This is a genomic window from Microbacterium oxydans (genome assembly GCF_000956405.1).
In the GTDB taxonomy this organism is placed as follows: domain Bacteria; phylum Actinomycetota; class Actinomycetes; order Actinomycetales; family Microbacteriaceae; genus Microbacterium; species Microbacterium oxydans_C.
Window position 1 is genome coordinate 104,325 of sequence record NZ_JYIV01000020.1, and the last position, 21,813, is coordinate 126,137.

Here is a 21,813-nt window from a genome sequence, read left to right on the forward strand (position 1 = left end):
CGGGCGGGGCCTTCTTCATGACCGTCAGGCCTGGGTGCGGCGTCGACGCAGGATCAGCAGCACGGCACCGCCGAGCAGCAGAGCGATCGCGAGCCCCAGCACCCACGGTGCGAGCATTCCACCGGTGAGGGCGAGCGGCGTCAGCACCGGGTTCTCCGTCGTGCTGGGCGGCGGCGTGATCGTCTCACCGCCGGGAGGCGTGGCCGTGCCCACGGCCGCGTTGCGGAGAGTCGCACCTGCCGCGTTCGCATGCACGGTCACGGAGTACGTGATCGTCACACTCTCACCCTCGGCGAGGCTGCCCGTCCAGCGCAGCTGCGTACCGTCGACCACGGGTGCTGCCACCGTCCGCTCGCCGACGACCGCGGTCGCCCCGGGCTTCAGATCGGCGTGCCGCAGCACTCCGGAGAGGTCATCCGTGATGACGACCTCGTCCAGGCCCGTCTCACCCGTGTTGGTGCCGACGAGCGTGTAGGTGACGGTGCTGCCGGTGGCGACGGCCGTGCCCGATCCCGGGTTCGCGGTCTTGACGAATGCGAAGCCGGGGGTGCCGACCGGGTTCTCGGTCGTCACGGGCGGAGGCGTGAGCTCACCACCACCGGGCGGGGTGGCGGTACCTGCGACCTTGTTCGCGATCGTCGCGCCGCCCGCGTCGCCGTTCACGGTCACCGAGTAGGTGATCGTGACGCGCTGTCCGATGGCGAGCGCACCCGTCCAGGTGAGTCCGTCACCGTCGACCACAGGGGCGGCAGCGAAGCCGTCGACCACGGTCGCCGTGGCGTCGCCGTTGTAGGCGGCATGGTCGAGCACGCCGGACAGGTCGTCGCTGATGCGCACGGGGTCCAGCGCCGTCTCACCGGTGTTCACGCCGGTCACCGTGTAGGTGATGACGCTGCCGGGGTCGACCCTGGTGCCCGAGGCGGGATCAGCCGACTTGCGCAGCTCGAAGCCGGGCTCGTTGACCGGGTGCTCCGTCGTCGCCGGAGGGGTCTCGATCGGGGGCACTCCGCCCGGCGGGGTCGCCGAGCCTGAGGCCGAGTTCTCGAGGACGGTGCCACCGGCGTCGGCCTTCACGGTCACCGAGTAGGTGAGCGTGACGGTCTCTCCGACCTGGAGCGCGCCCGTCCACGACAGACGCTCACCGGCGACGGCGGGTGCCGCCGCCGCGGTGTTCCCGATCATGGCCGTCGCGTCGCCGTTGTAGTCGGCGTGTGCGAGGACTCCGGAGAGGTCGTCGGTGATGGCGACGGGATCGAGCACTGTCTCGCCGGTGTTCACGCCCGTCACGGTGTACGTGATGACGCTGCCGGGGTCGACCGCGGTGCCCGCTGCCGGATCGGCGCTCTTCGAGACCGAGAATCCGGGCACGTTCACGGCGTTCGTCGTGGTGCCGGGCGGAGGGGTGATCTCCTCGCCTCCCGGCGGGGTCGCCGTCGCCGTCGCACTGTTCTCGATCACGGAGCCGACGCCTTCGGCCTTCACGGTCACGGAATACGTGACCGTGACGGTCTGACCGACCGCGAGGGCGCCCGACCAGCTGAGCTTCGCGGCGTCGAACGCCACTGCTCCTGCCGGCGCTCCGGCGATCACCGCGGCGGCGTCCTGGTTGTAGGACGCGTAGGGCAGCACCTTGGAGAGGTCGTCCGTGATCGCGACCGGGTCGAGCGCCGTCTGGCCGGTGTTGACGCCGGTCAGGGTGTACGTGATCACGTCACCGGGATCCACGGCCGTCCCTGCGACGGGATCGGCCGTCTTGGCGAACGTGAAGCCGGGCTGGTTGACCGGGTGCTCGGTGGTCGCCGGCGGGGGCGTGATCGGCGTGCCAGGGGTCGTCGGGCTCTCCGGGTCGCTCGGATCCGTGGGGATCAGCGGGGTCGCCGTACCGGTCACCGTGTTGGCGATCGTCTCGCCGCCCGCGTTCGCGTCGACCGTCACCGAGTAGGTGATGACGACGTTCTGACCCGGACGCAGCGTGCCGCTCCAGGACAGGGCTCCGTCTGCCACGCGGGCGTCGCCGCGGGTGGCCTGGACGTCGTCGTTGTACGAGGCGTGGGCCAGCGCAGGGCGCAGGTCATCGGCGATCGAGGCAGGGTCGAGCACGGTGTCTCCCGTGTTCGTGCCCGTGACGGTGTAGGTGATGACGCTGCCGGGGTCGACGCGCGTGCCCGTCGCCGGGTCGGCCGACTTCGCCACCGTGAAGCCGGGGGTGGCGACCGGGTGCTCCGTGGTGGAGGGCGGAGGCGTCACCGGGGTGCCCGGCGTGGTCGGGCTCTCAGGGTCGGTCGGGTCGGTCGGGATGAGAGGGGTTCCCTCACCCGTGACGGTGTTGCGCAGCAGCACACCCGTCGCGTCCTGGTCCACCGTGACCGTGTAGGTGATGGTCACACGCGCACCGGGAGCGAGCGCGCCCGTCCAGGTCAGCGTCGTGCCGGCGATGTCGACCGCGCCGGTCGAGGCCGTCACATCGCCGTTGTACTGTGCGTGCGCCAGCACGGCGGACAGGTCGTCGACGATCGTCGCGGGGTCGAGGGCGGTGTTGCCCGTGTTGACGCCGGAGATCGTGTAGGTGATGGTGTCGCCCGCGCGCACGGCGGTGCCGGAGGCGGGATCGGCGGACTTCGTCACCTCGAAGCCGGTGTCCACCACCGGGTGGTTCGTCTCCACCGCGGGAGGGACGATGGGCGTGCCCGGGGTCGTGGGACCGTCGGGGTCGCTCGGGTCCACCGGGATGCGAGGCGTGGCCGTGCCGGTGGCGGTGTTGTGCAGCAGTGCCTTCTGGACATCCGCATCGACCGTCACGGTGTAGCGGATGACGACGGACTCGCCGCGCGGAACGGCACCGGTCCAGGTGAGCGTGGTGCCGGAGACGGAGGCGGATCCGCGGCTCGCGGTCACGTCTTCGTTGTAGGCGGCGCTGTCGAGCACACCGGACAGGTCGTCGACGATCCTCGCCGGGTCGAGGTCGGTGTCACCGGTGTTGGTGCCGGTGATGGTGTACGTGATGGTGTCACCGGCGGAGACGGCCGTGCCCGAGGCGGGGTCGGCCGACTTGCTGATCGTGAAGCCCGAGCCGACGACCGGGTGCTCGGTGGTCGTCGTCGGCGGGACGATCGGCTCGCCCGGCACCTGCGGGCCCTCGGGGTCACCGGGCTTCGGAGTGGTCGGCGTCGCCGTGCCGCTGACGGTGTTCTTCAGGACCTTGCCGGACGTCTCGGGTCCGACGGTGACGGAGTAGGTGATGGTCACGGCCTGTCCCGGCTGCAGCGCGCCGGTCCACGAGAGGGAGTTTCCGTTGATCGTCGCCGCGCCTGAGGTCACCGGGGTTCCCCCGACGGTGGTCGCGATGTCGGAGTTGTAGGTGGTGTGGGCCAGCACACCCGACAGGTCGTCGGCGATCGATGCGGGGTTCAGGACGGTCGCGCCGGTGTTGGTTCCGGTGACCGTGTACGTGATGACCTGACCGGGCTCCACGACGGTGCCCGATGCCGGGTCGGCGGTCTTGACCACCGTGTACCCCGCCACGGGGTGCTCGGTCGTGACGGTCGGCGGAGTGGGCGGAGGAAGGGTGCCCGGCGGGGTGCCGGAGGCGGTGACGCTGTTGGCGATCCGCTCACCCTCTGCGCCCTCGTCGACGATCACCGAGTAGGTGATGGTGACCACCTGGCCGGGCTCGAGCGCGCCGGTCCAGGCGAGGTCGTCACCGGTGACGGTCGCGGCCCCGGAGGTGACGGTGGTTCCGTCGATCTTCGTGGCGATGTCGCCCTGGTACGTCGCGGCCGTGAACACGCCGGAGAGGTCGTCGGCCACCCGCACGGGGTCGAGGCGCGTGTTGCCGGTGTTCTCCGCCTCGACTGTGTAGGTGATGCGCTGGCCGACCTGCACGGGCGCGCCCGGGGCCGGGTCGGAGGTCTTGCGCAGCGCCAGATCCGGGGCGAGGCGGACATTGGTGAACGTGCACGTGACGTCGGTGCCGAGCGAACCGGAGGGCTGGGTCACCTGACCGTCAGCGGTCACGGCGACCGGCACTGTGGAACCGTCCGGATTGACCTGGACGCAGACCAAGGACTCGGCGTATCTCGTGCGATCCGTCGTGCCGGACGCGGCCTCGCTCAGACGGAAGACGTCGCCCTGGTTGGTGAACACGGGGCCGGCGTAGTCGGGCTGCAGTCCGGTGCGCTCACCGCGCGTGACGGCGTCGGTCTGGGGGACCTGATACCCGGTGGGCGACTGCACGCGCAGGGCGAACTGATCCGTGGGCAGGTGGCGCCCCTCCGGGAGGTCCTTCTTCAGCGTGAGGGTGTTCGGGAACGTGCAGCTCGCCATGTCGGTGGGCTGGAAGGTTCCGAGCGAGGTCGTGTTGACAGTGGTGCCACGCGGCAGGTCGACCTCGATGATGCGGTTTCCGCCACCGGACACCGAGACGAAGATGTGGCCGAGGTTTCCGAACGCGATGCCGTTGCCCTGGACGCCCGCACCCATGTCGTGCACCTGCTTGGCGTCGATCGTGGCGGTGCTGGGGGTGAGCGAGGTGGGCAGGTCGGAGGAGTAGATGAAGTTGTCGGCCACGAGCACAAGCTGACCCGAGGCGCTGAACGCCATGTCGCCGTTCGCCCCGAAGGCGCTGCTGCCCGCGGTCGGGCGAAGCGTGCCCACCTGCACGAAGGTCTGCGGCGTGACGCTCTCGTTCCAGGCGTAGAGGTTGATGGCACCGCTCACCGTGCCGCTGGCGAAGTAGTAGACGCCCGTCACCGGGTGCACGGCGCCGCGCAGCACCGACGAGTTCAACGAGAACGTCGTGACGGCCGTGGTGTCGGTCACCCGATCGTGCTTGGCGAGCGTCTTCGTGCCGGCGGCGTTGGTGACGGTGTACGCGTAGCGGCCGTTCGAGGAGATGCCGAGGGCGTTGTTGGAGTGGTTGACGCCGAGCGTGGTGGCACCGAGCGTTCCACCGTTGCCGGGTGCGCCCTGATCGTTCACGACGAACTCGCGCACCTCGGTGGCGCTCTGGACGTACACCGCTCCGGGCGTGCAGAGGAACGGATCAGCCGCGGCGGCAGGAGCGGCGGTCAGGGTTCCGCCGATGAAGACCATCGACGAGGCGACGAGCGCCGTGCTGACGGCGCTCCCGATCAGCTTCTTCGCACGGCCCCGCCAGCGGCTGAGCCGCTCGGACGGAAGGCCATCGGATGTGTGGTCCTTGCGGGCAACACGGAATCCCATGACTGTCTCCCCATTCATCGCTTCACCGCTGCGCGTTCGCACACGGAAGCCCCCGCCCCCTCAGGCGACCGCCGAGCACCACTCGGGCATGGTGAACTCGGTCCGGGCCACCGCCAGCCTGGCCTGGCCGCGAGGTGCGTTCCGGACGACCCCAGGATTTTCACCCCGACTTTTCACCCCATCACCCCCCGACCTACGGCACCATCGACCCCTGACTCACGTCCACCTGGGCGCCAGGTTCCCGGGGCGGAGCTGATTCAGCTCCGACCCCAGCAATCGCGGAGTCCGCACCCCTCTTCGATGCCGCCTACTGGCGCGACCCGATCTCGTCGATCGGACGCGTGCGCATGGTCGCAGCGGTCCCGATCCGCATGGCCGCCAGGGCGAGGGCGCCCATCGCACCGATGATCGTGAGCGACCCCAGCACGGGCAGCACGGGCAGCGGCTGCCCCGAGATGCCCATGCTCACACCGATGAGCGGAGGGATCGCGACCACGACACCGAATACCATCGCGATCACCGCGACCAGCACGGCCTCGATCCGCATCATCGCGCGCACCTGCCCACGCGAGGATCCGATCAGCTGCAGCAGAGCCAGCTCGCGCGTGCGCTCTCCCGTCGCCATCACGAGCGTGTTCACCACGGCGATCGCGATGTAGCCGAGGATCACGAGCAGGGCGATGAGGTTGACCCACCCGTTCTGCGCCTGTGCTCCCGCCCCCGCGGCCTCCTGCCCAGAGCCTTCGCTCACGAGCAGACCGCTCGCACCCAACGCTGCACGGACCCCGTCCGTTACGCCCGCGTCGACCGCCACGAGCGCGAAGGCATCGAGGCCTGCCGTGGTGTGGCTCCTGACCGCATCGGCGGCCATGGTGAGATCGCCGAAGCCGAGACCGCGCTCGTACACCGCGACGACTGCGGCCTCGAAGGGCGAACCGTCGCCCAGGTATCCGATGACCGTTCCGCCGATGTCCAGACCAAGCGCCTGCGCGGCATCCGTGCTCACCGCGACCGTGGTGGTGCCGTCGAGCTGCGCGAGCGCCCCCTCCCGCACCCGCAGATCGAGGCTGTTCGCGATGTTCGTCGGATCGATGCCCTGCAGCACGTGCTCGTCTCGTTGAAGCTTGCCTTCGAAATCGAAGGAGTCCACCACCGCCGCGCTGAGGGCGACCCCCGAGACCTCGGTCACCCCTGGTGTCTCGCGGATGGCCTCGATCATGTCGGGCGAGAGGCCCGCCGGGGCCGTCACGCGCAGGTCGGCGATCACGCCGGCTGTGGCCTGCGTCGCCGCCTCGGCCGCGATGATCGACGGCGCCCCGATCTGCACGAGACCCAGCCCGATGCCGAGGGCGATCGGCAGGATCGCGGAGGCGAGGCGCCTGCTGTTCGCCGCGGCGTTCGCCGAAGCGAGGAAGCCGGCGGATGAGAGCCGACGCAGCACCGTTCCGATCAGGCGGACGCTCAGCGCCACCAGCCACGGGCCGAGCACCGCCAACGCGACGATCAGCAGCATGGCTGCACCGGCCGCCGCACCGGCCGCGATCTGTCCGCGCACCACGAGCGGCACGGTCGAGACCGAGATGCCCGCGGCGGCGAGCACGATGCCGGTGATGATGCGTGGCAGTCCGATGGCGGGCGCACCCGTCGCCGACTCCCGCAGCGCCTCGACCGGGTCGAGCTTCGCGACCCGGGCGGCGGCGATGCGCGCAGCGCCCCAGGCGGAGGCGAGCACGAGCAGCACCGCTCCGACCGCAGGAAGCGGCCCGACCGCCAGCGCGAAGTCGCCCGGGATCACACCCCCGGCCACGAAGGCCGACTGCAGCGCGGTCGACAGCAGGTATCCCGGCACGATGCCGAGCAGCACGGCGACCGCCGACACCCACAGCACCTCACGGGCGACGAGCGCGTGCACCTGGGAGGGGCTCGCACCGACCGCCCGCAGCAGGGCATAGTCACGACGACGCGACTGCACCGACAGCGACAGCGTGCCCGCCACGATGAACATCGCCACGAGGATGCAGGTGCCGACGAACGCGCTGCCGATGGCCACGAGCGTGGACCGCGCCGCGCCCGAGTCGAGGAACTCCACGTCGCCGCGCGCGTCACCCGTGCGGGCGACCAGGTCGGGGTAGGCCTCGTGGATCGCGGTCGCCGTCTGCTCGGGATCCACCCCGGAGGCGAACACGCCGAGAGCCCGCGCGGCACCCCCGTGCGGGTCGAGCTGGTCGATGCGACGCTCGCTCAGGAAGACATGTGCGCCCCGTTCGGGTGCGACCGGAGCGGCGACCTCGCCGACGACGCGGTACTCCGACGGCACGCCGCCGTGGGCCAGGACGACCGTGTCGCCCACGGCACGACCGCTGCCGGCCGTGACGACGACCTCATCCGCCGCCGCCGGTTCCTGCCCCTCGTGCAGCTCGAAGCCGGTCAGCGCCGTGGCGGGCCAGGGGTGCGCCTCGACCACGACGGCACCGGCCGCATCCGCTTCCTGCACGACGAGAGGAACCGTGACGTCGGCGACGACGCGGTCGACTCCCGGAAGGGCGGCGATGTCGCGCACCGCGTCGACCGGCAGCGGCGCGCGCTCCCGCAGCGGAACCGGCAGGTCCTCCGGCACATCCACCTGCTGTGGCGCACCGACCACGACGTCGACCGCGGAGTAGCGCTCGGGCGCCAGCCCTCCGCGCATGCCGGATTCGACGAGCACGCCGAGGCCTGTCACCAGTGCGCTCGCGACGAACACCGCGACCGCTACGCCGACGAAGCTTCCGCGGTGGTGGCGAAGATCGGCACCGACGAGCCGGCCCAGGCCCAGCGAGCCCGACATCACCACTCCCCCAACGCGCTCATGCGATCGTTGATCTGCGCAGGGTCTGCACCGTCGAGATATCCCGCGAAGGCCCCGTCTGCGAGGAAGATGGTGCGATCCGCGTGCGCGGCCACCACCGGGTCGTGCGTCACGACCACGACCGTCTGGTTCAGCTCCCTGGCCGTGTGCGCGAGGAGGTCCAGGACCTGCTTGCCCGATCGGGAGTCGAGGGCGCCGGTCGGCTCGTCGCCGAACACCACATGGGGTCGGGTGATGAGCGCACGTGCGATCGCCACCCGCTGCTGCTGACCGCCGGAGAGCTCGGACGGGCGGCGGCGCCGGAACTCGGTGAGACCCACGGCGTGGAGCAGGAAGTCGAGCCACTGCGCCTCGAGACGACGGCCGCCGAGCCGCAACGGCAGCGTGATGTTGTCCTCGACGTTCAGAGCCGGCAGCAGGTTGTACGCCTGGAAGACGAATCCCACGTGATCACGACGAAAAGCCGTGAGCTGGCGCGGCTTCAGCCCCGAGATCTCGGTCCCGCCGAGGTGCACGGTGCCGCTGCTCGGCCGGTCCAGCCCCGCAGCACTGTGCAGGAGCGTGCTCTTGCCCGAGCCCGAAGGGCCCATGATCGCGGTGAAGGTGCCCTTCGCGATGGCGAGGTTCACACCCCGCAGCGCGGTCACGCGGCTGGCACCGGAGCCGTAGGTCTTGACGACGGACTGCAGCCGCAGCGCTTCGGAGGGCCGTGCGTCGATGGCCGTGGCGAGTGGTGTGGAGGTCATGATTCGAAGCTAGGGACGGGTGGATCGGCATCCCATCCCGCCTCCTGCCGCATCGATGGTGGTGCTGGCTATACCGTGCCGTCGCGGCCGCTCGGGCAGACTGTGAGAGTGAAGGACGGATGGATGCGACGCTGGATGCGCGCGTGGGGATTCCTGGCCGTCGAGGCCGGAGTCTCGATCGCATCCGTCCTGTTCCTGAGCGTGGGCATCGTCCTGCTGCCCCTCATGATCATCACCGGCGGCGTGCTGGTCATGCCCGAGGCGGTGCAGGGTCTGCACCGGTGGACCGATGTGAACCGACGTCGTGTCGGCGCCTACCGGAGCGAGCCGCTGCCGCCGATCGGCCACGTGCTCCCGCCGGCGTCGACCATCGAGGACCGGCTGCGCTTCGCGTTCTCCCGCGCCACCGGCCGCGACGTGCTGTGGCTCGTGGTGCAGGGCCTCCCCGTGCTGTTCCTGTCCCTGCTGACGATCTCGCTGCCCGTCGCGGCAGTCAACACCCTCGCCATCACCTACTACTGGCAGTTCGCTCCCGTCGACGACCCCGTCGGATCGGTGTACCCCGTCACGTCGTGGGAACTCGCCGCCACGATGCCGCTGCTCGCCGCGGCGTACGCGATCCTCTCGGTCTTCCTGATCCCCGCCGTCGCCCGCCTGGTGTCGTTCGTGTCGGCGAAGCTGCTCGCGACTCCGGAGAAATCACGCCTCGCCGCCCGCGTCGACGCCCTGACCCTCAGCCGCGCAGCCGCCCTCGATGCCCACGCGGCCGAGCTGCGGCGCATCGAGCGCGACCTGCACGATGGCGCGCAGAACCGGCTCGTGAACGTGGTCATGATGCTCGGCATCGCCGAACGGGCGCAGGAGACCGGGGGCGATGTGCTCGAACCTCTGCGACGAGCGCAGGATGCCGCGACCGACGCGCTCGCGGGCCTGCGCCGCACGGTGCACGACATCTATCCGCCGATCCTCGACGAGCTGGGGTTGGAGGGTGCCCTGGCGTCGCTCGCCGGACGCAGCGTCATCCCGTGCACGGTCGAGGCGAACGAGGTCGGGCGGGTCCCGGCTGCCGTCGAGTCGGCGAGCTACTTCGTGGTGGCCGAGGCGCTCACGAACGTCAGCAAGTACAGCGAGGCGACCCGTGTCGCGGTGCGGGTCGAGCGCGACGGCGAGCTGCTGCTCATCACGGTCGAAGACGACGGTGTGGGCGGCGCGGTCGAGCGCCCAGGCGGTGGGGTCGCCGGCATCCGCCGCCGCATCGAGGCGTTCGAGGGCGTCCTCGACGTGACGAGCCCGGCCGGGGGACCCACCATCCTGAGAGCGGAGCTGCCATGCGGATCGTGATCGCCGAAGACGACACCCTGCTGCGTGAGGGGCTGGCGCTACTGCTGCGCAGCGAGGGGTTCGAGGTGGTCGCGGCCGTGGACAACGCCGAGGACCTCCTCTCCCGGATCGACGAGGCCGATGCCGCGGTGGTCGATGTGCGGATGCCGCCCACCTTCACCAGCGAGGGCTTGAAGGCCGCCGCCGAAGCCCGTGCCCGTCGCCCCGGCTTCCCCGTGCTCGTGCTGTCGGCGTACGTCGAGGATCGCTATGCCGGCGAGCTGCTGGCAGCAGGGGCCGACGGTCTCGGCTACCTGCTCAAGGAGCGCGTGGGCAAGGTCGCCGCGTTCATCGACGCCCTGCGCCGTGTGGCCGCTGGTGGCACGGTGATGGATCCCGAGGTGATCTCGCAGCTGATGAGCCGCCGTCGCGCCGACGACCCGGTGCAGACGCTGACTCCGCGCGAGCGCGAGGTGCTCGGCCTCATGGCCGAAGGCCTCGACAACGGCACCATCGCCGAGCGGCTCTTCGTGACCGAGACGGCGGTGAGCAAGCACATCGGCAACATCTTCGCCAAGCTCGGCCTCGCCTCCAGCGACAGCGGCCACCGCCGCGTGCTCGCCGTCCTCGCCTACCTCCGCAGCTAGCCCCCCTCTCTCTCTTCTCTCCCTCCCCGGCGCCGAGACCCACACTCGCCGCCGAGACCCACGGCTCTGGACGCCTGCGGGCGTGGGTTTCGGCGCGCGCGATGGGTCTCGCCGTCGCGCCCGAAAAGAAGTTTCAGTATTCGGTGTTGCTAAGTACCGGTACTCAGTGTTACTTTGTACCGGTACCCAGCAACACTGAGTACTGAACGAAAGACAGAGAACGAAAGGAGGGGACCTGATGGGAAAGCAGATGACCGAGATGCTCAAGGGCACCCTGGAGGGCATCGTGCTGGCCCTCCTCGCCGAGCAGCCGGCCTACGGATACGAGATCACCACACGGCTGCGGGAGCACGGCTTCACCGACACCGCCGAGGGCACCGTCTACGCCCTGCTGGTCAGGATCGAGCAGAAGAAGCTCGTCGACGTCGAGAAGGTGCCGAGCGAGAAGGGCCCGCCCCGCAAGGTGTACACCCTCAATGCTCAGGGCCGCCAGGAGCTGGAGGAGTTCTGGACCACCTGGAGCTTCCTCCGCACGCACATCGAACGACTGCACACCACGAACACCACCGACACCACGAACAAGGAGAACTGACATGGCCGCGAAGTGGATCGAAGCGCTCACCGGATCGCTCGAGCAGAAGAAGCAGTACAAGCAGGCCAAGGCCCGCATCGACGCCCTCCCCTCGCCGTACCGCGAGGTGGCGAACGCCCAGTACCGGTACTACCTGTACTACGGCGGCATCACCGACGGCGACACCATCGTCACGATGTTCCTCGACCTCGCCGACCTGTGGGAGCGCGCCGCAGTCGACGGCACCCCGGTCAGCGCCATCGTGGGCGACGACCCCGTGGAGTACGCCGAGGACTATGCCCGTGCCTACGGCGGCACGCAGTGGATCGACAAGGAGCGCGCTCGCCTCATCAAGGCGTTCGACGACGCGAAGAAGAAGGAGGAATCATGACGCACACCGCCATCTCGGTGCACGGCATCGAGAAGTCGTACAAGGATCTGCACGTGCTGCGCGGCGTCGACTTCGAGGTCGAGAAGGGCAGCATCTTCGCCCTCCTCGGCTCGAACGGCGCGGGCAAGACCACCATGGTGCGCATCCTCTCCACCCTGCTGAAGTCCGATGCCGGCACAGCGACGGTGCAGGGCATCGACGTCGCGGCGAACCCGGTCGGAGTGCGCGAGCGCATCAGTCTCACCGGGCAGTTCGCCGCCGTCGACGAGATCCTCACCGGACGCGAGAACCTGGTGCTGGTCGCGAAGCTGCGGCATCTGCCCGACGCGGGGAAGGTCGCCGACGACCTCCTGGCCACGTTCCGTCTGACGGAGGCCGGCGCGCGCAAGGTCGGCACCTACTCGGGCGGCATGCGTCGCCGGCTCGACATCGCGATGAGCCTGGTCGGCGACCCCGAGGTCATCTACCTCGACGAGCCGACCACCGGCCTCGACCCCGAAGCCCGGATCGAGGTATGGGGCGTGGTCAAGGAGCTCGCGAACACCGGCACGACCGTGCTGCTCACCACGCAGTACCTCGATGAGGCGGAGCAGTTGGCCGACCGCATCGCGATCTTGCACGAGGGCCGCATCATCGCGAACGACACTCTCGCCGGACTCAAGCGACTGCTCCCGGCCGCGAAGGTCGAGTACGTCGAGAAGCAGCCCACCCTCGAGGAGATCTTCCTCACCCTCATCGGCCCCTCATCCGGAAAGGAGAAGGCAGCATGACCACGCACTTCGCCGCCGACACGGCGACACTCACCGGCCGCTCCATGCGGCACATCTTCCGCAGCCCCGACACGATCATCACCACGGCAGTCACCCCGATCGCCCTGATGCTCCTGTTCGTGTACGTCTTCGGTGGCGCCCTCCAGCAGAGCACCGGCGTCGACAACTATGTGAACTACCTGCTGCCGGGCATCCTGCTCATCGCGATCGCGTCGGGCATCGCCTACACGGCGTTTCGACTGTTCACCGACATGCAGAGCGGCATCTTCGAGCGGTTCCACTCCATGCCGATCGCCCGATCGAGCGTGCTGTGGGCCCACGTGCTCACGTCGCTCACCGCGAACGCCATCACCCTCGCGATCATCTTCGGAGTCGGATTCCTCATGGGCTTCCGCACCGGGGCGAGCGTCTGGGCCTGGCTCGGAGTGATCGGCATCCTGATGCTGTTCACGCTGGCACTCACGTGGCTGGCGATCATCGCAGGCCTGAACGCCAAGACGGTCGACGGCGCGAGCGCCTTCTCGTATCCGCTGATCTTCCTGCCGTTCATCAGCTCGGCATTCGTGCCGACCGACACCATGCCGGCACCGGTGCAGTGGTTCGCCGACAACCAGCCCGTCACCTCGATCGTCAACACCATCCAGGCGCTGTTCGCGGAGAAGCCGGTCGGGACCGACATCTGGATCGCTCTCGCCTGGTGCGTCGGGATCCTCGTGGTCGCCTACGTCTTCGCGATCATCTCGTACCGGAAGAAGGTCAGCTGATCGACGCCAAGCGAGACGGAACGCTCCGACCGGGGACTTCTCCCCGGCGGGGCGTTTCGCCGCGCTCGGCGGTCTGCACGATTTCAGGAGGATACCGGGTATGCAGAGACCATCAGCAGATATGCCGCTGTGATCGCGACAAGACTCAACCCCATCATCACGGCACCGATGATGTGCGGTGAGGTCCTCCTCAGCAAAGCGAAGACGAACAGCAGGACCTGACTGGCAACGAGGACGATCAACACGACCTTCAGACCGTCCGCTGCGAAGTTGGCAACGTCGTCCCTGCACGATGACACGCACCCATCCATCCTCATCGCCGTGAGATAAATGAGGAGCATTCCGCCACAAGCGACTGCAATTTGAGCCACCATCCAGAGCGTTGCTGCAAAGTAGCGACGTGGCGGCACACGCCGAATTGGCCCCCAGCCACTCGTCGAAGTCATGAGAAGTCAGTCATCATGTACTGAACGAACGAACGCGGACCCGACATGTAGTACTTACACGAACTGTGTATCGCATTGTCAATTGGACTTCCAGCCTGGCAAGCCCAATCCTTCGCAAAGCAGTACGAGCGAATCTTCGGTACCCATTGAGGGTTGGGGCTGGTGCTTCCCTGAGGCCATCCCCAGGACTTGTATTCGGATGCAAGATAGTCCAAGCTAGCTTGCCCCCTGGCGAAGATGCCCTGGCCAGTGGCCATCGAATCCGAAGAGTTCCACCCGGTTCCTGCCTTCCATGTTGGATCGCCCCAGACCACGACCGCCCGGATCATCGAGCGCGCCTTTGCAGACAAGGTGGGGTAGAAGCCGCCGCCGAACTTGATCTCCGAGCCCGGCGCGAGCGCGGTAAGTATCACTTGCGCCCCTTGAGAGTGCCCGGCGAGGACCACGGCAGGAAGTGTCGCGCAACGGGAAGCCATCCACTCGAGTTCCGCCTGCAGCGCGAGCACTCCGCTGGTGACGCTCTGCTGATACGCACCCGCGTCAGAAGCAGGATAGTTCAGGCGTTCAACGTAGAGCCCGTACTCATTCCACGGATCCTCCGGAAGTAGATATGTGGCCGTGAACTGCCCGACGACGTCGCCCATACCTCCGCTCGTCCACCCGTGACCCGCCTGCGTGCTCCCCGAACCCGCGGGAGCAGACGTCCCACGCACACCGATCATCACAGCCCACGCACACTGGTTGGTGGTATTCGTCGCGCTTGCGGCGGTCCCCCCGCCAAGTACCGCCACCGCCGCCAGTGCCAGCGCCAATACGGCAGCCTTTCCCCTTCGCGCCCCCCAGCGCAATCTCCGGTCAACACTCATACTCGCTCTTTAGTTTGTCTAAACGATTGCTTAATCAGCATCGTGTTCGCGGGGCCGAGAGACGAGAGCCTCAAGTCGAGGTGTGAGAGCCTTGAGTCGAGAGATGCGAGCCTTGAGTCGCTTTTGCCTGGTGCGTCGGGATCCTCGTGGTCGCCTACGTCTTCGCGATCATCTCGTACCGGAAGAAGGTCAGCTGATCGACGCCAAGCGAGACGGAACGCTCCGACCGGGGACTTCTCCCCGGCCGGGGCGTTTCGCCGCGCTCGGCGGTCTGCACGCCTTTCCCTCTTCTCCCGTCGCACTTTCTGTCGCTCACAGATCCTGAAAGCGACAGAAAGTGCGACGGGAGCGGATGCGGGGGGCACTCGCGATCGAACCCAGGGCCTCAGACCGTGCGAAGCGCCGCCGTCGGCGACAGCCGCGCGGCGCTGATCGCGGGGTAAAGCCCGGCGATCACCCCGACCACCAGCGCCACGACCGGGCCACCGAACAGCACGACCGCGGGGATCGTCACCGCCTGCCCCTGGACCGAGGCGTAGACGACGACCCCGAGTGCCCCGACCGCGGCTCCGGCGAGGCCCCCCAGCCCGCCGAGCACGATCGCCTCCGCCACGAACTGACCCGCGATCTGCCCCGAGCGCGCGCCGAGCGCACGTCGAAGACCGATCTCGCCGCGACGCTCCAACACCGCGACCACCATGGTGTTCGCGATGCCGATCCCTCCGACCAGCAGAGCGATCGCCGCGAGGCCGACCGCGAGGCCGGACAGCGAGTCATCCGCAGTGTCCCGCGCGCCGGCGAGGTCGCCGAGCCCGTTCACCTGCACATACGGAGACGAGGGGTTCGCAGCGCGGGCGATCGCATCGCGGACCTTCTCCCCCGTCGCACCGTCGGCCATGCGCACGTAGATCGCGGCGATCCTGCCGTCGCTCTTCTTCGCCACGTGCCCGGCCGCCCATCGGTCCCCGAGGTACGCACTCGCGTCGATGGATTCGGCGAGGCCGGCCGCATCGAGGATCCCGATCACGGTGTACCACTGCTCGCCGATCCACACCCGCACGCCCGGCTCCGTGATGCCCATGCGCGCCGCAGCCGCCGCACCCAGCACCGTCACCGGCAACGAGCGGTCGGTCTCGTCGAACCAGGAGCCCTTCGCCACGGATCCCTCCACCGACGACAGGAAGTCTGGACTCGCCGCATAGGCGGTCAGCCCGTTGCCCTGACTCTTCGGCATGAGGTCGTTGCGGTACACGCCCGTGTCGTCCGGCACCTTCTCGAGCACCCCGATCCGTTCCACGCCGTCCACCCGCTCGATCATCCCGGCGGCCGTCTCCGGCAGCGCGACCGGCTTGTTGTCCGGTCCGTAGCCCGGCTGCACGACGATCATGTTCGCGCCGAGGGAGTCGAGTTCGGCCAACAGCTGGGCCTGGTTCGAGGCGGCGATGCCCGTGATCGCGGTGAGCGCCGCGATGCCGACCGCCACGCCGAGTGCTGACAGCGCCGTGCGCATCTTGCGACTGCGAGGACCGATGAGTGCCGTGCGGATGCTGTCCGCGACACTCAGTCGTGGCATCCGCTCCCCTCGGCGTCTCATGCAGCGACCTCTTCATTCACGCGCGAGCCGGTGTCGCTCACGATCCGGCCGTCGTGGATGCCGACCTGCCGCTGCGTGCGCTCGGCGATGTGCGGATCGTGCGTGATGATCACGACGGCCGTGCCGGAATCGGCGATCGAGGTGAGCAGCTCGAGGATGCGATCGCCCGTGGTCGAGTCGAGCGCACCGGTCGGCTCATCGGCGAACAGCACCGACGGATCGCCGACGATCGCCCTGGCTATCGCCACACGCTGCTGCTCGCCGCCGGACAGCTGACCGGGTCGGTGCTTCATGCGGGCGCCGAGGCCCACCCGCTCCAGGGCCGCTGCCGCACGCCTTGACCGCTCGGCCGCCGGCACGCCGGAGTAGAGCAGACCGAGCGCGACGTTGTCGAGCGCGCTCAGCGCGGGCAGGAGGAAGAACTGCTGGAACACGAAGCCGATGCGGCGAGCGCGCAGCACGGCACGCTCGCGTTCGGGCAGAGCCGCGGCGTCCGTCCCATCGATCAGCACGGTGCCGCTCGTGGGGTCGTCGAGGGTGCCCATGATCGAGAGCATCGTGCTCTTGCCCGATCCTGAGGCTCCGACCACGGCCACCAGCTCACCGCTCTCGATCGCCAGGCTCATGCCGTGCAGCACGCGCAGCGGCGGGTTGCCCGGGTACTCCTTGATCACATCGACGAGTTCGACCACCGTGTCGGGTGTCATCGTGCCACCACCACGGCATCGCCTGCAGCGAGATCGCCGCCCGTGATCTGCACCTTGGTGTCGGCGATCAGCCCGACCTCCACGGCGACGCGCTCGATCTTGCCGCCCTTGCGCAGCACGTCGAGGGCATATCCGCCGTCGGTGGTCGCGACGAGGGCGGTGACCGGCACGACGAGCGCGTCCTTCACCTCCGAGGTCGCGAACACGACCTTCACCGCGCGCAGACCGATTCCCGCGGCGACGGCCGGGTCGTCGAACTCGACGTCTGCGGTGGGCGGAGTGGTCTCGCCCTCCTTCTCGGTCGGCTGCCCGCCGGGGTCGACGGCGGTCACGGTCGCCGGCGCCTCCGTCCCATCCGGCAGGATCACGGTCACCTTCGTGGCGGGCAGGATCTCGCGAGCCTGTGCATCCGTCAGCTTGGCGACCACGCGCAGCGTCGTGCTCGTGTAGCTGAGCGGACTCGACCCCGCCGGGTCCCCCAGCTTCGCCGTGACCGACTCCACCCGCACGGATGCGGCGCTGATCGCGACGACGTCACCCAGCTTCACGATGCCGTCCTGCGGCACCCCGAGCGACTTCTGCCAGGCCTTGACGTTGGTCTCGGTGACAGCGGTGAACTCGTCGTCGATCGTCATGTTCTTGCCGAAGCCGAGATCGGCGAGAGCCTGTTCCAGCTGCCTGACATCCGGCCCTTCATCCACTCCGAGGCCCAGGTCGCGCCAGAACGGACGGTCTCCCCGCATCGCGATCACCGGCTTCCCGTCCACCTCGTAGATCGCCTGCCCGACGCCGATCTCCTCGCCCGCCGCCGGCAGGCGGGTGATCGTCCCGGCACGGCCCGGCAGGGCGACCGACGCCCCGTAGCTCAGGGTTCCATTGAGGCGCAGATCGGAGGTGAGCGTGGTGAGCTCCGCCTCGACCGTCACCGGCGCCTTCGCTTCGTCCGGCGACTCGGCCACCGAGCTCCAGGGCTGCAGCACGGCCACGGTCACGGCGGCCGCCACGAGCAGCACTCCGACCGGGACGAGCACCTTGGTCAGCCGGCGGCTCATTCGTCGCCTCCGGAGGGAATGGTGGATGTCGCCGCGAACATGCCGTCGAAGTACTCGCTCATCACCGCGAACCAGTCGAAGTCGACGGCTTCGATGCTCTCCTGCGTGAACATGGGGGGCATGTCCCCCGTGGTCTCCGCGCAGGCTTCGAGAAGCGTGCGCGCCTCGTCTTCGCTGATGCCCTTCGGCACGGTGAGCATGCCGTCGGTGTCGGGGTCGGCGAAGTCCGTGAAGCCGTTCTCCCTGGCGCAGGAGGCGAACGCGAGCCCGGACTCCATGATCTCCTCCGGTGAGATCATCTTCGTCTGCGAGCCCTCGCCCGTCATATCGGGCTCCGGTTGCGTGAACTCGGGGACCTTCTCTTCACAGGTCTCCCACGCGGCGCGCTGTCCGCCCTCCTCCGGGTAGCCCGATGCCGCAGTCGATGCGAGCCAGGTACCGTCTTCGTCCGAGAAGACCATCGTCATGGCGAGGTCCTCGTCGTCGCCCGAGTCCGCTTCGACCGACATCATGCCGCCTGTCGAGGTGCCGCTCGCGGGATCGTCGGGCATCAGCATGCCCACCTGTCCCCCCTCGACGATCTTCGCGGTCTGCCCCTCCTCGGTGAGGCAGCTGACGAAGCGGGCGGCCGCCGCATTGTTCGCCCCGTCCTTCGCCTTGTCGTCTCCCGATGGCGCACTGCACGCGGCGAGCGCGAAGAGTGCGAAGACAGCGGGGATCGCCGCCCACGATCGGACTGCTCTCGAATCGAACATGAGGTTCCCTTTCTCGCGGTCGCAGCTCCTCCGCGACGTGCAGTCAGTTCTACGGAGGCGGTGGTTTGCTGTGGGTATGACGGCGCCTAACCGGAAACTAACCGCGGCACACGCACCCTCGGATGACGGAGGTGCCATGCGACTGCTGCTGGTGGAAGACGAGGCCGACCTGGCCGATATGCTCGCCGACGGCCTGCGCCGCGAGGGCTACCTGGTGGAGGTCGCGCGCGATGGAGCCGCAGCCCTGACCTCCGCGGCCTCGAACGACGTGGACGTGATCGTGCTCGACCGCGACCTACCCGTGCTGAGCGGCGACGCGGTGTGCCGCACCCTCGTCGCGCAGGAGTACCCGGCACGCATCCTGATGCTCACGGCCGCCGGGACTCTGAGCGACCGTGTCGAAGGCCTCGACCTCGGTGCCGACGACTACCTCGCCAAGCCGTTCGCGTACGTCGAGCTTCTGGCCCGCATCCGCGCGCTCGGCCGACGCGGCGGTTCTGCGCGGACGAGTGCCGTGCAGGAGTTCGCCGGAGTGCGCCTCGACAGCGCTCGACGCATCGTGGAGCGCGACGGCAGCCCGATCCGACTCACGCTCAAGGAGTTCGGGGTGCTCGAGACGCTTCTCGCCGCGGAGGGCGGCTACGTCAGCGCGGACGACCTCCTCGACGAGGTGTGGGACGAACCGCAGGAGCGCACGCGTGGTGTGGTCAAGATCGTGGTGCACACGCTTCGGCGCAAACTCGGCTCGCCCGAGGTGATCCACTCCGCGGCAGGACACGGCTATCGGGTGGGGACGACCGCATGAGACGCATGAGCTTCCGCACCCGACTGGTGATCATCATCACCGCGGTCTTCATCGCCGCCGGTGCCGCCCTGCTCACCGTGCAGTACCTGGTGGTGCAGCAGCTGTTCTCCTCCGCGATCACCACCACCGAGGCCAGCTGTCTCCCGATGGCCTCGGTGCTGCAGGTCGAAGGCGGGTCGATCGCGACCGACGGATCCGACGTCAGCGGGGTGACGCCGCTCCCGGACAGCAGCAGCGTCGTCTGGGGGCAGGCGAGCACCGGCTGCGGATACTACGCCGGCACCATCGACGCCGAGCTGGCGGTTCCTGCCCAGACGCTGACCTTCGATGCTGTGGAAGGCGCAGTGCTGCAGCAGTCGAGCTTCCTCGCCGACGAGGTGGGCAACGGGCTGCTGCTGTGGTCGGTCGTCGTGCTGGTGGCCTTCACCGGGGTGGCCGCCGCGCTCGCGTTCTGGCTCGCGCGACGTTCGCTCGGCCGCATCGGCGAGGTCACGGCCGCCGCGCGCGACATCTCCGAACGCGACCTCGGCCGACGCCTCGACCTCCCGGGGCCCGACGACGAGATCAAGGAGCTGGGCGACACGATCGACGGGATGCTCGACCGACTGCAGTCCGCGTTCACCGCTCAGGACCGCTTCGTGGCGAACGCCTCGCACGAGCTGCGCACTCCGCTGACCACGACGCGGACCGCGCTGGAGATCCCCCTCGAACAGGGTGCGGTGCCGGCCGACCTGCAGGCCAACATGCAGCGGGCACTGCGGGCCACCGAGCAGAGCGAACGACTCATCACGGCGCTGCTCGCCCTCGCGCGCGCCCGCACGGGCCTGGAAGAGGTCGAGCCCGTCGAGCTGAGCGCCCTCATCCGGGATCAGGTCGACGACCTCGACGCTCAGGACATCGAGGTGCACCCGACGCTTCGGGAACTCACGGTGCAGGGAGATGCGGTGCTGCTGGCGAGGGCCGTGCGCAACCTGCTCGAGAACGGCGTGCGCCACAACGCGCAGGGCGGAGAGCTGTGGGTGCGATGCCGACGCGAGCGGGGACGCGCCATCATCGAGGTCGAGAACACCGGCGCTCCGATCGCCCCTGCGACGGTCGAGCTGCTCACCGAGCCGTTCTACCGCGGCGATGCCAGTCGCACCTCCGCCGGCCCCGACGGCACGGGGCTGGGCCTCGCGATCGTGCACAGCATCGCGAAGACCCACGGCGGGGAGGTGCGCCTGCGCGCGCGGAAGGGCGGCGGCCTGATCGCCGCGATCGTGCTCCCGCTCTGAGCGCCGGGTCCCCGTACACGAGCGTTCCCGTCGCACTTTCTGTCGGAATGGCGCAGCCAGAGCGACAGAAAGTGCGACGGGAACGAATCACCCGGGCGGAGCGGAAGGGGGGTGTCAGCTGGTGACGGTCCAGTCGAACTGGTCGCCGTACTTCTTCAGCCACTCGTCGACCGCGTCGGCTTCCTTGCCCTCGCCGTACTCGTTGACCACGAGATCTTCGAGCGCGCCGTACTGCTCGTCGTCCAACTTGATCTTCTCGATCAGCGCGGCCGCCTCGGGGAACTCCTCGGCGAAGCCCTTGGTGCCCAGGAAGTGCAGGCGCTCGGCCTCGCCCATCGCGCCCTTCGGGTCTTCGAGGTCCTTCACGGGGAAGGCGTCGTTGGCCCAGAACGGACGCCACAGCGTCACGACGATGTCCTGTTCCTTGTCGGTCGCGGTCTTCAGCTCGGTGAGCATCGCCGCGGTCGACGAGGTGACGAGCTCGTACTCGCCGTCGAGCCCGTACTCGGGGATCATCTTCTGCGCCTGGGCGGTGAGTCCCGCGCCCGGCTCGATGCCGTAGATCTTGCCGTCGAACTCGCCGCCCTTGCCCACGAGGTCTTCGATCGAGTTCAGCTCGGAGTACTCCGGCACAGCGAGGGTCAGCTTGGCGTTGTCGTAGTACGCGCCGAGGTCCTCGATCTTGTCGCCGTACTTCTCCATGTAGGAGGCGTGCGTGAGCTCCGGCCACGCCGACGGGTACATGTCGACATCGCCCTGAGCGAGCCCGGTGTAGAGCGGACCGGCCTCGGTGAGGGTCTTCATCTCGACCGTGTAGCCGATCTTCTCGAGCTGGTCCTGCAGCAGGTAGGCGGTGCTCAGACCGTCGGTCCAAGAGGGCAGGAAGCCCAGCGTGATGGTGCCCTTGTCGTCGGAGCTGCCGTCGCCGCCGCCCGTGCCGCCGGCGCCGTCGCTGCTGCAGCCCGCGAGGGTGAGCGCCGCTGCGGCGCCGAGGGCGGTGATTGCGAGGATCTTCTTCTTCATGTGATTTCTCTCTC

General features: G+C 68.8%; 18 protein-coding genes. 8 read left to right on the forward strand and 10 right to left on the reverse strand.

All coding sequences use genetic code 11. The annotated features are described in order from the left end of the window. Positions 1–24 precede the first annotated feature (24 nt). The 3 genes from RN51_RS05430 to RN51_RS05440 all read right to left on the reverse strand — a co-directional run bounded on the left by RN51_RS05430 (position 25) and on the right by RN51_RS05440 (position 8,814). Complete coding sequence (locus RN51_RS05430; RefSeq protein ID WP_045263027.1) at positions 25–5,220, reverse strand: beta strand repeat-containing protein; 5,196 nt, start codon at positions 5,218–5,220, stop codon at positions 25–27. 307 nt (positions 5,221–5,527) lie between these two features. Then, complete coding sequence (locus RN51_RS05435) at positions 5,528–8,047, reverse strand: ABC transporter permease (RefSeq protein ID WP_045263028.1); 2,520 nt, start codon at positions 8,045–8,047, stop codon at positions 5,528–5,530. Beyond that, a complete protein-coding gene (locus tag RN51_RS05440; protein WP_045263029.1) occupies positions 8,047–8,814 on the reverse strand; it encodes an ABC transporter ATP-binding protein in 768 nt (255 codons plus the stop codon). The genes RN51_RS05435 and RN51_RS05440 overlap by 1 nt, the downstream gene beginning before the upstream one ends. 108 nt (positions 8,815–8,922) lie before the next feature. On the opposite strand from RN51_RS05440, the gene RN51_RS05445 reads away from it, so the two are divergent. From RN51_RS05445 to RN51_RS05470, 6 genes are all read left to right on the forward strand, one after another. Next, positions 8,923–10,155: a sensor histidine kinase gene (locus tag RN51_RS05445; RefSeq protein ID WP_231579226.1), complete on the forward strand. Its 1,233-nt coding sequence runs from the start codon at positions 8,923–8,925 to the stop codon at positions 10,153–10,155. Then, entirely contained in the window at positions 10,143–10,781 is a 639-nt protein-coding gene (locus RN51_RS05450; RefSeq protein ID WP_045263031.1) for a response regulator, read from the forward strand. The genes RN51_RS05445 and RN51_RS05450 overlap by 13 nt, the downstream gene beginning before the upstream one ends. Before the next feature lie 238 nt (positions 10,782–11,019). Further along, positions 11,020–11,373 carry a PadR family transcriptional regulator gene (locus RN51_RS05455; protein WP_045263032.1) on the forward strand — a complete coding sequence of 118 codons (354 nt, stop codon included), beginning with the start codon at positions 11,020–11,022 and terminating at the stop codon, positions 11,371–11,373. Position 11,374: 1 nt separating this feature from the next. After that, positions 11,375–11,743, forward strand: a complete 369-nt coding sequence (locus tag RN51_RS05460) for a DUF1048 domain-containing protein (RefSeq protein ID WP_045263033.1) — start codon at positions 11,375–11,377, stop codon at positions 11,741–11,743. Continuing rightward, positions 11,740–12,513: an ABC transporter ATP-binding protein gene (locus RN51_RS05465; protein ID WP_045263034.1), complete on the forward strand. Its 774-nt coding sequence runs from the start codon at positions 11,740–11,742 to the stop codon at positions 12,511–12,513. Before RN51_RS05460 ends, RN51_RS05465 begins: the two co-directional genes overlap by 4 nt. Then, positions 12,510–13,277, forward strand: a complete 768-nt coding sequence (locus RN51_RS05470; RefSeq protein WP_045263035.1) for an ABC transporter permease — start codon at positions 12,510–12,512, stop codon at positions 13,275–13,277. Before RN51_RS05465 ends, RN51_RS05470 begins: the two co-directional genes overlap by 4 nt. An 83-nt stretch (positions 13,278–13,360) precedes the next feature. On the opposite strand, the gene RN51_RS05475 is transcribed toward RN51_RS05470, so the two are convergent. The 6 genes from RN51_RS05475 to RN51_RS05500 form a co-directional block, all read right to left on the reverse strand. After that, on the reverse strand, positions 13,361–13,618 hold the full coding sequence (locus tag RN51_RS05475; RefSeq protein ID WP_045263036.1) for a hypothetical protein: 258 nt from the start codon (positions 13,616–13,618) through the stop codon (positions 13,361–13,363). A 101-nt stretch (positions 13,619–13,719) separates the two neighbouring features. Continuing rightward, on the reverse strand, positions 13,720–14,367 hold the full coding sequence (locus RN51_RS05480; protein WP_045263037.1) for a cutinase family protein: 648 nt from the start codon (positions 14,365–14,367) through the stop codon (positions 13,720–13,722). A gap of 607 nt (positions 14,368–14,974) precedes the next feature. Further along, a complete protein-coding gene (locus RN51_RS05485) occupies positions 14,975–16,162 on the reverse strand; it encodes an ABC transporter permease (protein ID WP_052674597.1) in 1,188 nt (395 codons plus the stop codon). A gap of 17 nt (positions 16,163–16,179) precedes the next feature. Continuing rightward, positions 16,180–16,890: an ABC transporter ATP-binding protein gene (locus tag RN51_RS05490; RefSeq protein ID WP_045263039.1), complete on the reverse strand. Its 711-nt coding sequence runs from the start codon at positions 16,888–16,890 to the stop codon at positions 16,180–16,182. Beyond that, complete coding sequence (locus RN51_RS05495) at positions 16,887–17,942, reverse strand: peptidoglycan-binding protein (protein WP_052674598.1); 1,056 nt, start codon at positions 17,940–17,942, stop codon at positions 16,887–16,889. Before RN51_RS05495 ends, RN51_RS05490 begins: the two co-directional genes overlap by 4 nt. Beyond that, on the reverse strand, positions 17,939–18,697 hold the full coding sequence (locus tag RN51_RS05500; RefSeq protein ID WP_045263040.1) for a hypothetical protein: 759 nt from the start codon (positions 18,695–18,697) through the stop codon (positions 17,939–17,941). Before RN51_RS05500 ends, RN51_RS05495 begins: the two co-directional genes overlap by 4 nt. Positions 18,698–18,833: 136 nt before the next feature. Here RN51_RS05500 and RN51_RS05505 point away from each other — a divergent pair, with 136 nt between their 5' ends. After that, positions 18,834–19,502 (forward strand): response regulator transcription factor, encoded by a 669-nt coding sequence (locus RN51_RS05505; protein ID WP_045263041.1) that lies wholly within the window; start codon positions 18,834–18,836, stop codon positions 19,500–19,502. 5 nt (positions 19,503–19,507) lie between these two features. Next, positions 19,508–20,776: a sensor histidine kinase gene (locus tag RN51_RS05510; protein WP_197073184.1), complete on the forward strand. Its 1,269-nt coding sequence runs from the start codon at positions 19,508–19,510 to the stop codon at positions 20,774–20,776. Positions 20,777–20,890: 114 nt separating this feature from the next. Here RN51_RS05510 and RN51_RS05515 read toward each other — a convergent pair whose 3' ends face one another. Further along, the gene (locus RN51_RS05515; RefSeq protein ID WP_045263043.1) at positions 20,891–21,799 is read right to left on the reverse strand and encodes a glycine betaine ABC transporter substrate-binding protein; all 909 of its coding nucleotides are present in this window, start codon (positions 21,797–21,799) and stop codon (positions 20,891–20,893) included. Positions 21,800–21,813 lie beyond the last annotated feature (14 nt).

Excerpts from the sequence above, each read along its gene's own strand:
- RN51_RS05455 (WP_045263032.1), top strand. The coding sequence starts at position 11,020 with ATGGGAAAGCAGATGACCGAGATGCTCAAGGGCACCCTGGAGGGCATC.
- RN51_RS05515 (WP_045263043.1), bottom strand. The coding sequence starts at position 21,799 with ATGAAGAAGAAGATCCTCGCAATCACCGCCCTCGGCGCCGCAGCGGCG.
- RN51_RS05470 (WP_045263035.1), top strand. The coding sequence starts at position 12,510 with ATGACCACGCACTTCGCCGCCGACACGGCGACACTCACCGGCCGCTCC.
- RN51_RS05510 (WP_197073184.1), top strand. The coding sequence starts at position 19,508 with ATGAGCTTCCGCACCCGACTGGTGATCATCATCACCGCGGTCTTCATC.
- RN51_RS05505 (WP_045263041.1), top strand. The coding sequence starts at position 18,834 with ATGCGACTGCTGCTGGTGGAAGACGAGGCCGACCTGGCCGATATGCTC.
- RN51_RS05460 (WP_045263033.1), top strand. The coding sequence starts at position 11,375 with ATGGCCGCGAAGTGGATCGAAGCGCTCACCGGATCGCTCGAGCAGAAG.
- RN51_RS05440 (WP_045263029.1), bottom strand. The coding sequence starts at position 8,814 with ATGACCTCCACACCACTCGCCACGGCCATCGACGCACGGCCCTCCGAA.
- RN51_RS05475 (WP_045263036.1), bottom strand. The coding sequence starts at position 13,618 with ATGCTCCTCATTTATCTCACGGCGATGAGGATGGATGGGTGCGTGTCA.
- RN51_RS05435 (WP_045263028.1), bottom strand. The coding sequence starts at position 8,047 with ATGTCGGGCTCGCTGGGCCTGGGCCGGCTCGTCGGTGCCGATCTTCGC.
- RN51_RS05485 (WP_052674597.1), bottom strand. The coding sequence starts at position 16,162 with ATGCCACGACTGAGTGTCGCGGACAGCATCCGCACGGCACTCATCGGT.
- RN51_RS05500 (WP_045263040.1), bottom strand. The coding sequence starts at position 18,697 with ATGTTCGATTCGAGAGCAGTCCGATCGTGGGCGGCGATCCCCGCTGTC.
- RN51_RS05430 (WP_045263027.1), bottom strand. The coding sequence starts at position 5,220 with ATGGGATTCCGTGTTGCCCGCAAGGACCACACATCCGATGGCCTTCCG.
- RN51_RS05450 (WP_045263031.1), top strand. The coding sequence starts at position 10,143 with ATGCGGATCGTGATCGCCGAAGACGACACCCTGCTGCGTGAGGGGCTG.
- RN51_RS05465 (WP_045263034.1), top strand. The coding sequence starts at position 11,740 with ATGACGCACACCGCCATCTCGGTGCACGGCATCGAGAAGTCGTACAAG.
- RN51_RS05490 (WP_045263039.1), bottom strand. The coding sequence starts at position 16,890 with ATGACACCCGACACGGTGGTCGAACTCGTCGATGTGATCAAGGAGTAC.
- RN51_RS05480 (WP_045263037.1), bottom strand. The coding sequence starts at position 14,367 with ATGGGCGACGTCGTCGGGCAGTTCACGGCCACATATCTACTTCCGGAG.
- RN51_RS05495 (WP_052674598.1), bottom strand. The coding sequence starts at position 17,942 with ATGAGCCGCCGGCTGACCAAGGTGCTCGTCCCGGTCGGAGTGCTGCTC.